14 protein-coding genes, 2 tRNA genes and 1 riboswitch are annotated in these 14855 nt (G+C 38.9%); all 16 genes read right to left on the reverse strand.

All coding sequences use genetic code 11. The features are described from left to right. Positions 1–154: 154 nt before the first annotated feature. Positions 155–243, reverse strand: a tRNA-Ser gene (locus HHT355_RS11150). A 152-nt stretch (positions 244–395) separates the two neighbouring features. Next, positions 396–481 (reverse strand) — tRNA-Ser (locus tag HHT355_RS11155). Positions 482–618: 137 nt separating this feature from the next. Continuing rightward, positions 619–1410 carry a 2-C-methyl-D-erythritol 4-phosphate cytidylyltransferase gene (ispD, locus tag HHT355_RS11160; protein WP_242967663.1) on the reverse strand — a complete coding sequence of 264 codons (792 nt, stop codon included), beginning with the start codon at positions 1408–1410 and terminating at the stop codon, positions 619–621. 143 nt (positions 1411–1553) lie between these two features. Next, positions 1554–2576 carry a tRNA (adenosine(37)-N6)-threonylcarbamoyltransferase complex transferase subunit TsaD gene (gene tsaD, locus HHT355_RS11165; RefSeq protein ID WP_103203529.1) on the reverse strand — a complete coding sequence of 341 codons (1023 nt, stop codon included), beginning with the start codon at positions 2574–2576 and terminating at the stop codon, positions 1554–1556. Positions 2577–2622: 46 nt separating this feature from the next. After that, positions 2623–3198 carry a DUF6715 family protein gene (locus tag HHT355_RS11170; protein ID WP_103203530.1) on the reverse strand — a complete coding sequence of 192 codons (576 nt, stop codon included), beginning with the start codon at positions 3196–3198 and terminating at the stop codon, positions 2623–2625. Between the two features lie 41 nt (positions 3199–3239). Then, positions 3240–4160 (reverse strand): ribonuclease Z, encoded by a 921-nt coding sequence (locus HHT355_RS11175; protein ID WP_103203531.1) that lies wholly within the window; start codon positions 4158–4160, stop codon positions 3240–3242. 177 nt (positions 4161–4337) lie between these two features. After that, a complete protein-coding gene (locus HHT355_RS11180) occupies positions 4338–4583 on the reverse strand; it encodes a hypothetical protein (protein ID WP_242967664.1) in 246 nt (81 codons plus the stop codon). Between the two features lie 83 nt (positions 4584–4666). Next, complete coding sequence (rimI, locus tag HHT355_RS11185) at positions 4667–5107, reverse strand: ribosomal protein S18-alanine N-acetyltransferase (RefSeq protein ID WP_103203532.1); 441 nt, start codon at positions 5105–5107, stop codon at positions 4667–4669. Positions 5108–5124: 17 nt separating this feature from the next. Beyond that, positions 5125–5856, reverse strand: coding sequence for a tRNA (adenosine(37)-N6)-threonylcarbamoyltransferase complex dimerization subunit type 1 TsaB (tsaB, locus tag HHT355_RS11190; RefSeq protein ID WP_103203533.1), 732 nt, complete (start codon positions 5854–5856; stop codon positions 5125–5127). After that, complete coding sequence (gene tsaE, locus HHT355_RS11195; RefSeq protein WP_103203534.1) at positions 5853–6314, reverse strand: tRNA (adenosine(37)-N6)-threonylcarbamoyltransferase complex ATPase subunit type 1 TsaE; 462 nt, start codon at positions 6312–6314, stop codon at positions 5853–5855. The genes tsaB and tsaE overlap by 4 nt, the downstream gene beginning before the upstream one ends. A gap of 340 nt (positions 6315–6654) precedes the next feature. After that, positions 6655–7296 carry an ECF transporter S component gene (locus tag HHT355_RS11200; RefSeq protein WP_242967665.1) on the reverse strand — a complete coding sequence of 214 codons (642 nt, stop codon included), beginning with the start codon at positions 7294–7296 and terminating at the stop codon, positions 6655–6657. A gap of 100 nt (positions 7297–7396) precedes the next feature. Further along, positions 7397–7527: riboswitch (FMN riboswitch) on the reverse strand. A gap of 177 nt (positions 7528–7704) precedes the next feature. Further along, positions 7705–8460 (reverse strand): YdcF family protein, encoded by a 756-nt coding sequence (locus HHT355_RS11205; RefSeq protein WP_103203535.1) that lies wholly within the window; start codon positions 8458–8460, stop codon positions 7705–7707. A 66-nt stretch (positions 8461–8526) separates the two neighbouring features. Then, on the reverse strand, positions 8527–10851 hold the full coding sequence (locus HHT355_RS11210; protein ID WP_103203536.1) for a Tex family protein: 2325 nt from the start codon (positions 10849–10851) through the stop codon (positions 8527–8529). A gap of 276 nt (positions 10852–11127) precedes the next feature. Beyond that, on the reverse strand, positions 11128–12342 hold the full coding sequence (locus HHT355_RS11215) for an aspartate kinase (RefSeq protein WP_103203537.1): 1215 nt from the start codon (positions 12340–12342) through the stop codon (positions 11128–11130). A 39-nt stretch (positions 12343–12381) separates the two neighbouring features. Next, a complete protein-coding gene (locus tag HHT355_RS11220) occupies positions 12382–13581 on the reverse strand; it encodes a cofactor-independent phosphoglycerate mutase (RefSeq protein ID WP_103203538.1) in 1200 nt (399 codons plus the stop codon). Between the two features lie 41 nt (positions 13582–13622). Continuing rightward, positions 13623–14837, reverse strand: a complete 1215-nt coding sequence (locus tag HHT355_RS11225) for a homoserine dehydrogenase (RefSeq protein WP_103203539.1) — start codon at positions 14835–14837, stop codon at positions 13623–13625. Positions 14838–14855: the final 18 nt, after the last annotated feature.

Below are 14855 nucleotides of genomic sequence, written 5' to 3' on the forward strand. Positions count from 1 at the left end.
AGTCTCTAACGACAACTTAATACGCTTATCGTTTAAAACCTTCTTTTTTGCTGCCGCTTGTTAACGTCAGCTTTAAAATATTATCATGCCTCATTTATTTTGTCAACTACTTTTCAAATATTTTTTTGATTTTTATTTTACTTGAAAAGCAGAACGGAGAAAGAGGGATTTGAACCCTCGCGCCGCTATTAACGACCTACTCACTTTCCAGGCGAGCCCCTTCAACCACTTGGGTATTTCTCCGTATTAATTACAATACAACATTTTGATAATTATGTCCATATCAAATTTTGTCTGTTTAATCAAATTGTCAAACTTTTTAAATTGTTTGGACAATTCAATATATTCAACATATACATATATGATTATTATAAATCCATATAGTATATGTTAAACGGAGAGGGTGGGATTCGAACCCACGGTTCCTTGCGGAATCACTGGTTTTCAAGACCAGCCCCTTAAGCCGCTCGGGCACCTCTCCCTACGTCGTATTTCGAACGTCGCTAAGCTATTGTATCACCACAACAAATTTGTGTCAAGTGGTTTTCTGTTTTTCATTTTAGAATTGTTTGTACTTTAATTACAATTTCAAAAATTTAGGAAGCCATCAACTATAATCTACCTGGTTTTCCCTTCAAGAATACCTTTTGCAAATATCAAATCTTCAGGTGTAGTAATCTTTATGTTATAATAATCGCCCCTCACAACTTTAACAGGCATATTTATAAACATATTAAACACCATGGCATCGTCTGTAATATTTTCCCTTAGCAACTCTTCAGAATTAAACAAATCCTCATAAGCTTTTTTTATCAATCCATATTCAAAAGCCTGAGGGGTTTGGGCAGCCCATAACAATTTTCTGTCCGGTGTATCTTTAACCCATCCGCCTTTATCAACCATTTTTATTGTATCCTTAACCGGAGCAGCAACTATACAGGCTTTGTCTTCATACACTGTTTTAATAACTTCGTTTATCAGGTCAACAGATATAAAAGGTCTTGCTCCGTCATGTATAAGAACGTAATCGGTGTTTTTTATTGCCAAAAGTCCATTATATACAGAATCATATCTTTCCTTGCCGCCTTCTATAATATGCCTTACCTTTTTAAAACCATATGCTTTTATTATATTTTCTTTGCAGTAATCAACCTGCCCTTGTCCGCAGATCAAAATTATATCGTCAACGCAGCTTTCTTCAAATGCCTTGACAGAATAATAGATAATCGGCTTTCCATCCAGCATAATAAATTGCTTTGCCACCGGCATATTCATTCTCTTACCCTGTCCGGCTGCCAGGATTATTGCAGTAACATATTTTTTTAACTCATATACCCCGTCTATTTCCAAATGACCGGCATCCGATTTAAGTATATCGTCCATCGTATGCGTTTTGTGCAAATTTTGCATTTTAATCATTCTCCGTTATAAACCTTAAAATCCTTATCAAGGTTTACCCAATACTCCTTATTCTGCTATTATGGAGCTAAAACTTGTAGGTAATATAAAATATTTATTTACCCCTTTTAATCAAAATAAAAGCAAGTAATTTTTTACCGCTCCCCTATTCTGAGATTAGGAACAGCGTTCAGGTCAAGGCCGCTTAGTCTGCCCTTTATATATTCATAATAAGCTGCGCAGCCTATCATAGCCGCATTATCAGTACAAAATACAGGTGACGGATGATAATATTCAAAACCATGCTCTATGCAGGCTTCCTTCATAGCTTTTTGCAGAGCCGAATTTGCAGCAACTCCCCCTGCAATGGCAACCTTTTTCATATTATAATCTTTTGCAGCCTGGATAGTTTTTGACACAAGAACGTCCACTACGGCTTCCTGGAAAGATGCCGCCACATCCGCCCTGTTTATATCTTCATGTTTCATTTCACAGGAATTTAAGTAATTTAGCACAGCAGATTTCAACCCACTGAAGCTGAAATCATAAGGGGCCCCTTCAATATGAGCCCTGGGAAAGACTATAGCCCGGCTGTTTCCTTCCTTAGCCAGTTTGTCTATCTTTGGCCCTCCGGGATAACCCAGTCCTATCGCTCTTGCCACTTTGTCATAGGCTTCTCCGGCAGCATCATCCCGGGTCTTTCCTATCACTTCATATTCACCGTAATCCTTAACCAATACCAGATGGGTGTGTCCTCCCGACACAATAAGGCATAAAAAAGGAGGTTCAAGTTCTTTGTTTTCAATGTAGTTAGCTGATACATGTCCTTCGATATGATGTACACCTATTAGGGGTTTATTTGCTGCAAAACTTATGGCTTTAGCCGTTGCAACTCCGACTAAAAGTGCCCCGACCAATCCCGGACCATAAGTTACACCAATTGCATCTATATCATCCAGAGTAACATTCGCTTCTTTAAGCGCTTCTTCGATAACTTGGTTGATTTTTTCAATGTGTCTTCTTGATGCAATCTCCGGAACAACCCCTCCGTATATTTTATGAATTTCAATTTGGGATGATATTATGTTAGAAAGGACCTCCCGACCGTTTCTTACTACTGAGGCAGCAGTTTCGTCACAGGAGGTTTCTATTGCCAAAATATTAATGTTGCTTTTCATAATTTCCTCTTTTCGTCATGAGTTATATTTTGTCTAATAACTATTTTTATTTATCTGCTATATATTCCCATCCAAGAATTTTCCATCTGTTGTCTTTGTCTTTTCTCATCAGATATTTTCTGAGTTCCGATGTTTTTCCCTTTTCTGTCACGGTAAAGGAAATATACGCCGTAGCATATTCTTTGCCGTCTTTTTTATAATTTTCTTCTTTTTCTTCATTAACGATAAAGTTATTTTCTATCTTTCGGTCAACCTTACGCCACAAAGATATATCAGAATATAAATCAGTCAGATATTGCTCCATAGGATTAAGTTCCAAAAACTCTTCGTCACACAGTTCTCTTATTTTTATCGCCAGCTCTTCGATTTCCTCATCCTTAATTCCCGAATATAAAAGCCTGGTCATATCCCCATGAAGTTTAGCCACCTCCCTGGGGGTTTTAGGATAATCGTTTACCAAATCCATTTTCAATATTCTTTGTACTTCAGTCAACTTTTCTATTGAAGTTTCTCTTTGCTTGTTTGCTTTTTGCGATTGATTTACGATAAACAGCACTACTATAACCGCAACTAGCGATATTAATGTAAATATATTAGCTAAAGGTTTTTTTGCTCTTTTCATGACTGCACCTCCGGCTTATAAATACTGAACGGTTTTAAATATTAATCCTCCCCGTCATCCTCAAATTTCAAAGTAACACTCTTTCTGTCCCTACCTGCTTTAGTATTGGTAAAAATCCTCTTTGCCTCATTTATAAAATCCTCAGGCCTAACTAAAGACGGGCTGTAATGAGTAAGCCACAGCTCTTTAACCTGTGCCTTTTTTGCAATTTTAGCAGCTTCGCAAAATGTCATATGCTTGTATTCTTTTGCCTTGATATCCTTGTCTTTTTCACCGTACATACCTTCACATATAAATAAATCGGCATTTTTTGCATTTTCTATAATAGAATTCGTCGGCCTGGAATCGGTGCAATAGGTAAGCTTGATGCCTTTTCTTTCGGGGCCGAGTACCATTTCCGGAGTATATATTTTTCCATCATCCTCTACGGTTTCACCTTTTTGAAGTAAATTCCAATACTTTATAGGTATATTGTTCTCCTTGGCCTTTTCCGGATAAAATTTACCGCCCCTTTTTATAATTAAGCTGTAACCGTAACATGGGATATTATGATTGACCTGAAATGCCCGTATTGTATAACCGCATAGCTCTATTTCATGTTCAGCTTCGTTTAATTCGATAAATTTAAGTTCATATGGAAGTTCAGGGGCTATAACCCGCAGGCAATCAACCACTTTTTTTAATCCCGCCGGTCCCACCATATACACCGGTTTTGTCCGGTCAGAATTCCCCATCGATAGTAATAAACCTGGAAGGCCGCTTATATGATCTCCGTGAAAATGAGTAATGCAGATAATGTCTATCGAATGAACACTCCACCCCTTTTCTTTAATAGCTATTTGCGTCCCTTCTCCGCAATCAATGAGTAAACTGCTTCCGTTATATCTTGTCATAAGAGCCGTCAGCCATCTTCCGGGCAACGGCATCATTCCGCTTGTTCCCAATAAGCATACATCCAACATTACATTTCGTACCTTTCATGTCATATCAGTATATTAAATTCTACTATAAAGAAGTATAGGCTACAATATCATTTTACCACATTCTGCGAAATCATATAAGTGCTATTATGCTTATTTTACATTTTACCTAAAAAAAGGAAGGCGGTACATTTTATGCCGTCTTCCCTAAATTTACGTTTACATGATTTCTGTTTTATTTTTAACTTCAACGGGAATTTTAAATTCACCGGTAATTTTCTTATAACACATCTCACATAAATTAAATCGATGAATCTGTGTATCCCACTCGGAAAAATATCCCCATTCCTTAACTGCCTCAAAAGCATCCTCTTTTAATATTCCGTTTTCGACTTTAAGCTTTTTACCGCATGCGTTGCAGTAGATTTGCATATCATCATTTTTGTTGCTTGCTGCTCTTTTCACCACTTATCCCTCCTGAAATATAGACAGCCCTGCCCGTATCTTATTACATTATAAACGCAACACACTTATATTTACAGTGGGAATTAATGTATGTCGTTCCTCCACATAATAATTGCATCCTCAGTGGGCTTGGTATAAAAATCTTTTCTTAGACCGGCTTCGACAAATCCCAGCTTTTTATATAAATTTATTGCCGGCAAGTTTGATTTTCTAACTTCCAGGGTCAAAGAATATATTCCTCTCTCCTGTGTATGCCTTATAAGTTCCTTAAGCATCTTATACCCTATGCCCTGTCTTCTGAAGTTAGTTCTTACCGCAACATTGCATATATAACCTTCTCCGGCAACTTCGTAATAACCGCAATATCCGGCTATAGTACCCTCTATGTCAACTACAAAAAAGTGGTTATTATCGCCGGACAGAGATTCTATAAAGGCTGCCTTGCTCCAGGGTTCGGAAAAGGTTTCCTTCTCGATAGTACATACTTCTTCCAAATCGCTTTCTTCCATCTTTCTGACTAACATCCGATTGGCTCCTTATATTAAATGTTATCGGTATTATTTTCATTTTCCCGTTTAAGCCGCTCGGCCCGCTCTCTTTCGGCCTGGCTCATTCTAAGATATACAGGCTGGTGGTCTGCGGCTGATTCAATTCGTCCGGCTTTAAAATATTCTATTCCTAAAGCAGCTAAGCTTCCGGCCCTTTGCCTGTTCATATGCACCGGTGCGAATACATACTCTGTTGTTATTTGCCTTGTAATTTTTTCCTTATGAACCGGTACCCCATCCCCCAGAAATACCGTTTTTCGTCCGGTCTTATTTACTTCCTCAATAATTTCATCAATACTTACGGCCTTTTGAGGGGTGATAACTTTAAACTCATCATTACTAAACTCATACAGTCCCGTATATATCTGATCTCTTCTTGCATCCATCATGGGGCAGATTAACATATCCGTGCCGTATAAATTATAAGCCATACAGTCCAAAGTCGGAACGGAAACTATCGGTTTTTTTAAAGCAAGTCCCAAACCTTTGGCTGTCGCCGAACCTATCCTAAGTCCCGTAAAAGAACCGGGTCCTGCCGTAACTGCTATAGCATCTATATCGGCTAAGTCAAGGTCAAGCATTCGGACCACTTCATCAAGCATTGGAAGTAAAGTCTGTGAGTGGGTCTTTTTATAGTTAAATGTATATTCGGCCAGCAGCGCTTCTTCTGATGCCACCGCAACGGAAGCAACCAGTCCGGAGCTGTCCAGTGCCAGTATTATCATAATGTTTCTCCTTTTAAATCCTCAAATGGTTTAATTGCATTAATAATTTCTATTTCTCTGTAATCAAAACCTTTTTGCAGGTTCTTTTTTATATTTATAACTATCCTGTTTTCGGGCAATATATCTTCTATCAGTCCCGCCCATTCTATAAGGCAGACACCGTCTCCGTAAAAATATTCCTCATATCCTATCTCTTCCATTTCCAATACATCGCCTATACGGTATACATCAAAATGATAAAAAGGCATGTCTTTTCCCATATATTCCTGGACAATGGTAAATGTAGGGCTGTTTACGGGCTCGTCTACTCCCAGCCCTTTTGCAAACCCCTGGGTAAATACGGTTTTACCTACTCCCAAATCGCCGTTTAGGCAATACACTTGTCCCCTTTTTGCTTTACAGCCAATATCATATCCGATTTTATAGGTTTCTTCAGGACTAAAGCTCTCAATAATCATAATTTCCCTCATTTAACCAACATCTCGTTAGCAAAAGATAACAAACGATATCTTTATTTCATGTATCATGTATGTTATAACATTTCCTTAAATTTTTGCAAGACAATTATAGCAAAAAAACCAAAAAAAATAAACAAATACCCATGCCTTTATTTGTGTGCCATCTGACATAGAATACTTATTAAGGTGAACATAAGCATTTAATCTTTTGCCTATTCATAAATATTTGGTTTTGCCTGCACCCTCTTTTTATATTTTTAAAGAAAATTTATAAGACTGCCGCAAGACAAGTTGCGACAGTCTTACTTGATTTAGTATTCAATCATTTCTTATAGTTCTATCACATTCCTGTAACGGCTTTTATAACTCTGCTTAGTCTTTTATAAAGCAAAAGTGTTATGAGCGATACCGCCGTTCCTTTAAAAAGGTTAAACGGTACTACCGCATAGAAAATAAAAGTTGACATACTTTTTATGGAAGAATTTATCTTTGTTCCCATTTCTATTATGGTGTTAATAGGCATTTTAAAGAAATAAGCGTAAGTAGGAAGAAGGACAAAGGCATTCATAAAGCTTCCCAAAACAACCATACACAATGTTCCCGCAATTAATCCTGTTATTGCCGACTTTAATTTCTTATTTCTGTGATATATAAGAGCTGCGGGTACAACCATGGAACAGCCTATAAGAAAGTTAGCCATTTCACCTACTCCGGCAGTATCCGTAAAATTAATGACGAAGTTCAAAAGTATCTTGATCATCTCAATTATAATGCCTGCTGCCGGTCCCAGGGCAAAAGCTCCTATAAGTACCGGGACCTCACTAAAATCAAGCTTATAAAAGGGTGGAGCAAACCACAGCGGAAAATCAAACAGCATAAGTACCACGGAAATTCCGCCAAGCATGGCCATAATAGTCAGGGACTCTATAGACAAGACCCCTGCAGTTTTCTGATTCTTATTCGGATTCATATTTGCTTTCATTTTACCTCTCCTTTTTTTCTAAAGGAAATCCCGGTTTAATAGGCAAAAAGGTAAAAATTAAGCCCCGATACGAATATCGGGGCCAGTAATAACTAAGCCTATTATTCTTCTCTCATCCAGACTTTACTGTCGGTTTTGGAATTTCACCAAATCGGTCACAGTAAAATTTATTTACTGTGATTCGCGGACTATACCGCCGGTCGGGAATTTCACCCTGCCCCGAAGATTTGCCTTTATTCTATTTTTCCATTATATAATATATCACTGTTTTTATATTGTCAATCCGGCAACTTTACAAATACTGTCTCTATAATATGCAGTTTCTGTACGATTTGCATAAAACACCGGAATCATAAATTATATATAAAAGCAGATAAACCTGCTGGACCGGTATTTGCAAGCAGGCTATCACATATTTCCGTATAAAAAGTCTTTTATAACACCAAAAGCTTCTCTTACATAATAATTTACTAAAAGAATCCTGTCACAGGGTGCCGATAAGCCCTGAACATTTTTTAATCCCTGTTTTTTTGCTATACAAAGTGAACGGAATATATGAAAACCGCTGGTTACCACCACTACCCCGGCATCATCTTTACATAATAATTTTTTACTGTATAAAATATTTTCAAGGGTATTTTTTGATTTATCTTCAACCAAAATTCTTTTTTCTTCTATGCCGTTTTCCTGTAAAAATTTCTTCATTACCTGCGCTTCCGGCACATCTTCCCCCGGTCCCTGTCCGCCGGACACGATTACCAGAGTTTTATGATTATCCTTAAGGTACTCCTTCGCCGTTTTAAGCCGCATATACAGGCTTCTGGTAATCTTTGTTCCCCTTATCCGGGCTCCCAAAACTATTAAATATTCCGCATCAGGCTTAGCTTTCATAACTGAATGATATATAATCAAGCCCTCAATTATGACAAAAGTACATATTCCGCCTAAAAGTATAATAATAGCACCTAATCTGGTCTGCCACGGCAAGGTTATGTTTTTTATAGTCATATATCTTTTTGATATATACAATAATACGCAGGATATGCCGGTAAAAAGCCAGAACCGGGAAAAAGCAGCCCCGATTCCGGCATAGCAAATTATAATTCCGTAATAAATTAAACAAAGTATCCCCACTGCCAGTATCAAATAATTGACCGTATTCATCTCATACCCCGCAAGAAACAGATTACCGCAGTTTATAATATCACAGAAAAACACATATGACACAACTTATAATATCATAGAAAGCTGAATCCTGTTTTTAGTAACATCCACACCGATTACTTTTACATCCACTATATCTCCTACACTGACTACTTCCAATGGATGCTTTACAAATTTCTTGTTTGTAAGCTGTGAAATATGAACCAGTCCGTCCTGATGAACTCCGATATCGACAAAGGCTCCGAAATCTATGACATTTCTTACAGTACCTTTTAAAATCATTCCTTCCTTAAGGTCGGATATCTCCAAAACATCAGTCCTAAGAATAGGCTTTGGCATTTCGTCTCTAGGATCCCTGCCCGGTTTTTCCAGTTCTTTAATTATATCGCTTAAGGTAATTTCTCCTATACCCAACTCATTAGCCAGTTTTTTAATATCCTTTATTCTGTCACTTAATAATGTTGAACTATATTCAGGCAGGTCTGTACCGGTCTTCATATCCTCCGATACTGTTTCATTTTTTACAGCTGATGCCAGAGCTTTTGCCACTTCGGTGTTATCGGATTTTACGACCAAGTTTTGCTTTTTCTTTGCGGTTTTCTTGCGAATGCTTTCCGGATTTAATTTAGCCGCTGCAGCCTGAGCCTGAATGTTTTTTATATCCTCCAAGCTTAATCCCAGTTTATTAAGTAAAGCATTTGTAGCTTCGTAAGATTCCGGATGAACACCGGTTGCATCCAGGGGATTTTCACCGTCACGGATGCGAAGAAAGCCGGCGCACTGCTCAAAAATTTTCGGGCCAAGCTTAGGCACCTTAAGCAGTTCGTTTCTGTTTTTAAACGGCCCGTTAGCTTCGCGATATGCAACAATATTTTTAGCCACCGTTTTAGTGATTCCCGAAACGTATTCGAGCAGGGAAACGGATGCGGTGTTAAGGTCAACTCCAACTTTATTTACGCAGTCTTCCACGACCCCTGCCAAAGCTTCGCTGAGCTTCTTTTGATCCATATCATGCTGATATTGTCCCACCCCTATGGACTTAGGGTCAATCTTTACAAGCTCAGCCAGAGGGTCCTGCAACCTTCTTGCTATGGATACAGCACTTCTTTGTCCCACATCAAATTCCGGGAATTCCTCCGAGGCAAGCTTGCTTGCCGAATATACTGAAGCTCCCGCTTCGTTTACGATAACGTAACTCACCGGTCTGTCTATCTCTTTAAGGAGTTCTACTATCACTTTTTCGGATTCTCTGGAAGCCGTTCCGTTTCCCAGAGATATAAGTGTAATATTATATTTATCAATTAATTCTTTAAGAATTTTCTTAGATTCATCGATTTTATTCTGGGGAGGGGTAGGATATATTACCACCGTATCAAGCACCTTACCTGTAGGGTCAACAACAGCCAGTTTACATCCTGTACGAAAGGCCGGGTCCCATCCCAGTACCGTATGGCCGGCTATAGGAGGCTGCATAAGCAGTTGCTTCAGATTCTTTCCGAACACTTTTATGGCTCCGTCTTCCGCCTCTTCGGTAAGTTTATTCCTAATTTCCCTTTCTATAGCAGGACCAATCAGCCTTTTATAGCTGTCTTCTACCATAGCCTTTAATAAATCGTTTGTATATGGATTGTCCTTAATTATAACCTTTCTTTCCAGATAATTAAGTATTTTTTCTTCCGGAGCAGCTATTTTTACCGAAAGATATTTTTCTTTTTCTCCGCGGTTAATGGCCAGCACCCGGTGTCCCGGTATTTTTTGGACTTCTTCTTCGAAGTTATAATACATCTCGTATACAGATTCTACATTCTCATCCTTAGCCTGAGATATAATCTTTCCTTCTTTAATTGTTATATCTCGGATATAGCTCCTATACTCCGCTTCGTCAGATACTTCTTCGGCAAGGATATCTAGTGCTCCCGCAATGGCTTCTTCGACTGTATTAACTTCTTTTTCTTCGGATAAGAATTGCACCACCAGTTCACTTATGGGCTTGTCCGTATCCTGGGCTTTTATAAGTTCTGCAAGGCCGTCCAGACCCTTTTCCTTGGCTATTGTAGCCCTGGTCCTTCGCTTTGGCCTGTAAGGCCGGTACAAATCCTCCACTTCAACCAGGGTCTTTGCCTCAAGAATTTGATTTTTTAATTCTTCGGTAAGTTTTCCCTGTTCATCAATACTGTTTATAACCTGATTCTTTTTTTCTTCCAAATTTCTTAAATACTGCAGTCTTTCATACAATAATCTTAACTGCTCGTCATTTAACGAGCCTGTTGCCTCTTTACGGTATCTGGCTATAAAAGGTATGGTGTTGCCTTCGTCAATAAGCCTGACTGCTGCCTCTACCTGTTCCAGTCTTATACTTAGTTCTTCTTTCAATTGATATAAAATATCCATCTCTTACTCCTGTTTCATAATAGTTTTTTATGTTTTAATAAACCGATATAATAACCATATTTTTACTTATGGATACGCGTTATTTTTATATTATCAAAATGATTAACGAAAATCAATATAAAACCTGCCTGTGACAGACAGTGTAGCATTATTAATTTACCTATAATCCAACTATAAAAATGGGGTATACGGTCTAAACACGCCTCTTTCTTGGTGTTTACAACCGTATACCCCTGTCAATTCAACTATTTATATTTTATCTTTATAAGCAACCGGTTAATTCATTTGGGTAGGAAAGAATTTATCATGAACAGCATTCATGGCTTTTTCTACTTGTGATTCATCAATAAGTACGGTAACTCTGATTTCTGAAGTAGATATCATTTTGATATTTACTCCCACATCGTACAGAGCCTCAAACATCTTTGCTGCTACACCGGCATTGGACATCATACCTGCACCGACTATGGATACTTTTGCGACTCCCTTTTCTATATCCAGCTTTTGATATTTTATGCTTTCGCGGTGACGTTCTATTGTAGCAACCGCTTCATCAAGATCGTCTTCTTTTACGGTAAAGCTTATATCCTTGGTTCCGTCCCTCCCGATGGACTGTAATATGATATCAACATTAATATTATGCCTTGCCAGATGGTGGAATAATTTAAATGCCACACCGGGCTGATCCTCCAATCCTATTACCGCAATACGGGCTGCATTTTTATCGGCTGCCACACCGCTAACAAGCATTTTCTCCATATTAACTGCCTCCTTAACTATTGTACCTTCGTTTTCATTCATACTGGAACGAACAACCAACTGTACCCCGTATTTTTTAGCCATTTCTACAGAACGGTTATGCAATACACCGGCTCCAAGCGAAGCCAGTTCCAGCATTTCATCATATGTAATTTCATTTAACTTTATAGCATTCTTAACAATCCGCGGATCGGCCGAATATACTCCGTCGACATCCGTATATATTTCGCACATGTCGGCATGTAAAGCAGCTGCCAATGCAACCGCAGTGGTATCCGAGCCTCCTCTTCCCAGGGTGGTATAGTCTTCAAATTTGTTTACTCCCTGGAATCCCGTAACCAATACTACCCGTCTGTTTTGCAGTTCGTTTCTGATCCTGTCGGTATCAATTCTTTTTAATCTGGCATTGCCGTAAACCGATGTGGTATGCATTGCAACCTGAAAAGCATTCAGTGAAATTGCAGGCACACCAAGGACATCAAGGGCCATGGCCATTAGGGCAACGGACACCTGTTCTCCGGTCGTAAGCAGCATATCCAGTTCCCTTTTTGACGGATTGGGATTAATGTCTTTTGCCATCTGTATTAAAATATCCGTTTGCTTTCCCATAGCAGACAGTACTACCACAAGTTCATGCCCTTTTTTATAGTCTTCGGCAATTCTTCTTGCAACATTAAAAATCCTCTCTTTGTCTCCTACAGATGTTCCGCCAAATTTCTTAACTATTAACATAGATGCCTCCTAAATCAAAGTTATAGTGCTTACTCATAATCATTGGTGAAATAACCTCCCTATGATGGTATGACCTTCGCTGATTACAATACCGCTTTTTGCGGCATCAATTTCGTCAAATAAATAAATATTTTTTTTGTCTTCCCGGCTGTCATACAGCATATAAGGTACCGGATCAGCAGTATGGGTCCGGCAGCGGATCGGTGTGGGATGATCGGGCATAATAAGCAGTCTGAAATCCACACCTGCCTTTTCCAAACCTTCCGTAACGGGTTTTACTACTCTTTGATCCAGATACTCTATCGCTTTTATTTTATTCATGACATTGCCCTGATGACCCATTTCATCGGGGGCTTCCACATGAATATAGACAAAATCGTAATTTTCTTTTAAAAGCACCTCCAAGGCTGCTTTAGCCTTCCCTTCATAATTTGTATGAAGGGTCCCGTTCGCCCCGGGTACTTCAATAACTTTCATACCGGCACCGACAGCTATTCCTTTAAGCAAATCCACAGCCGATATCATAGCACCTTTCTTTTTATATTTCTCTTTAAAGGAAGTAAGAGCCGGCCTTGTTCCTGCGCCCCAGAACCATATGGAATTGGCTTTATTAAGTCCTTTATTTTTTCTCTCAATATTTATAGGATGATTGTTAAGGATATCAAAGCTGTCCTTCATCATTTTTTTAAGGGCAGGATCTTTAGGCAAATAATCTCCGATTACCTTTCCCAATATATCGTGGGGTTGAGATAACGGAACCACTTCTCCCTCTTTCCATACGGTCAAATGTCTGTAACTGGTTCCGACATAAAATTTATATACTTCATTTTCAAAATAATTCTTAACTTCATTAATTAAAACGGCGGCATCTTCCGTTGAAATCTCTCCGGAACTGTGATCTATTATAACTTTGTCTTCATATCCCCCATCCTCAGAAAGGGTAACAAGATTGCATCTTAATGCTATATCGGTATCATCAAGATCCACTCCGATACTTAATGCTTCCAAAGGAGATCTTCCGGAGTAATAAATGCGTGGATCATAGCCGAGTACCGAAAGGTTGGCCGTATCACTGCCAGGACTCATCCCTTCCGGAATAGTCTTTACCAAACCTATTTCCGCCTTTTTGGCCAGAGCATCCATACATGGAGTATTGGCCGCCATCATGGGGGTTTTCCCGCCAAGGCTTTGGATCGGTTCGTCAGCCATCCCGTCTCCCAGTACTATAATGTATTTCATTTTCTCCAATCCCTTCAAACGTAAGATTCGTTTATTTTTATTTAAAACCTTACTCTGATGCTTCCCAAGAATCCGCTTAATTTCTCTTTCTTATCCTTCATCTCTTTTTCCGCAATTTCCTTTGTAATAAAAGCAATTTCATTCTCAACCACTTCGGGAGCAATCTCAATATCCCCGAATAATTCTCTTAAACTATCAATTGAGTTTTCATTCTTTAAAACCCTTACAAAAAATCTGTGTTTTACTTTGTTAATATCAGTTAATTCGAGTTTCTTGCTGCTCCATATGGTCCATATGTTCCTGTTAAAATGCTTTGCACAGTCCACCACATCGGCTACAACTGCACTGGCAGTAGGAAGTTTTCCCGCTCCGCTTCCGTAAAACATTACATCCCCAATTACATTGCCGCGGACAAAAATACCGTTAAATACATCATTCACACTGTATAGGGGGTGATTAGCCCTGATCATAACCGGTGCAACCATCGCATATACACTATCGTCATCTTCCCTTATGCTGGTTGCAAACAGTTTTATCCTGGCACCAAGCGCTTTGGCATATTTTATGTCGGTATCGGTTATCTTAGAAATGCCTTCCGTGTAAATATCCTCATAATCCACCTGCATACCGTATGCCAGGGATGAGAGTATGGCTATCTTCCTGCAGGAATCGTACCCTTCCACATCAGCACTGGGATCCCTTTCGGCATATCCGAGGCTTTGTGCGTTTTTTAGCGCCGTTTCAAAATCGATACCTTCTTCTGCCATCTTAGTCAGTATATAGTTTGTTGTACCGTTTAGAATGCCGGTAATTTCAACAATTTCATCCGCAGTCAATGACTGGTTTAAGGGTCTTATAATAGGTATTCCTCCACCTACACTGGCCTCAAAAAGAAAGTTTGTATTCCTTTCTTTTGCTATATCAATAAGTTCTGCACCGTACTTTGCCACCAATTCCTTGTTTGATGTAACAACACTTTTCCCTCTTAACAACGCTTCCTTCACATAAGTGTAGGCAGGTTCTGTTCCTCCCATGACCTCAACCACAATTTTAACATCAGGATCATTAAGAATTATATTAACGTCATGAACCAATATCTCCATAATGGGATTACCGGGAAAATCTCTTATATCCAATACATACTTTACATTAATTCTGTCACCGGCTCTTTTGCATATGCTGTCCCCGTTTAATTTCAAAACTTCGACAACACCAGAACCTATTGTTCCGTATCCTAGAACCGCTATGTTAATCATTGAAAACCTCCATTTCCT

The organism is Herbinix hemicellulosilytica, from assembly GCF_002904165.1.
Lineage (GTDB): Bacteria > Bacillota > Clostridia > Lachnospirales > Lachnospiraceae > Mobilitalea > Mobilitalea hemicellulosilytica.

Bases quoted from the DNA above. Each gene is read 5' to 3' on its own strand.
- HHT355_RS11175 (WP_103203531.1), bottom strand. From the start codon at position 4,160: ATGTTGGATGTATGCTTATTGGGAACAAGCGGAATGATGCCGTTGCCC.
- HHT355_RS11170 (WP_103203530.1), bottom strand. From the start codon at position 3,198: ATGAAAAGAGCAAAAAAACCTTTAGCTAATATATTTACATTAATATCG.
- ispD (WP_242967663.1), bottom strand. From the start codon at position 1,410: ATGCAAAATTTGCACAAAACGCATACGATGGACGATATACTTAAATCG.
- tsaB (WP_103203533.1), bottom strand. From the start codon at position 5,856: ATGATAATACTGGCACTGGACAGCTCCGGACTGGTTGCTTCCGTTGCG.
- rimI (WP_103203532.1), bottom strand. From the start codon at position 5,107: ATGTTAGTCAGAAAGATGGAAGAAAGCGATTTGGAAGAAGTATGTACT.
- HHT355_RS11205 (WP_103203535.1), bottom strand. From the start codon at position 8,460: ATGAATACGGTCAATTATTTGATACTGGCAGTGGGGATACTTTGTTTA.
- HHT355_RS11200 (WP_242967665.1), bottom strand. From the start codon at position 7,296: ATGAAAGCAAATATGAATCCGAATAAGAATCAGAAAACTGCAGGGGTC.
- HHT355_RS11220 (WP_103203538.1), bottom strand. From the start codon at position 13,581: ATGAAATACATTATAGTACTGGGAGACGGGATGGCTGACGAACCGATC.
- HHT355_RS11215 (WP_103203537.1), bottom strand. From the start codon at position 12,342: ATGTTAATAGTTAAGAAATTTGGCGGAACATCTGTAGGAGACAAAGAG.
- tsaD (WP_103203529.1), bottom strand. From the start codon at position 2,576: ATGAAAAGCAACATTAATATTTTGGCAATAGAAACCTCCTGTGACGAA.
- HHT355_RS11210 (WP_103203536.1), bottom strand. From the start codon at position 10,851: ATGGATATTTTATATCAATTGAAAGAAGAACTAAGTATAAGACTGGAA.
- HHT355_RS11225 (WP_103203539.1), bottom strand. From the start codon at position 14,837: ATGATTAACATAGCGGTTCTAGGATACGGAACAATAGGTTCTGGTGTT.
- tsaE (WP_103203534.1), bottom strand. From the start codon at position 6,314: ATGATTATTGAGAGCTTTAGTCCTGAAGAAACCTATAAAATCGGATAT.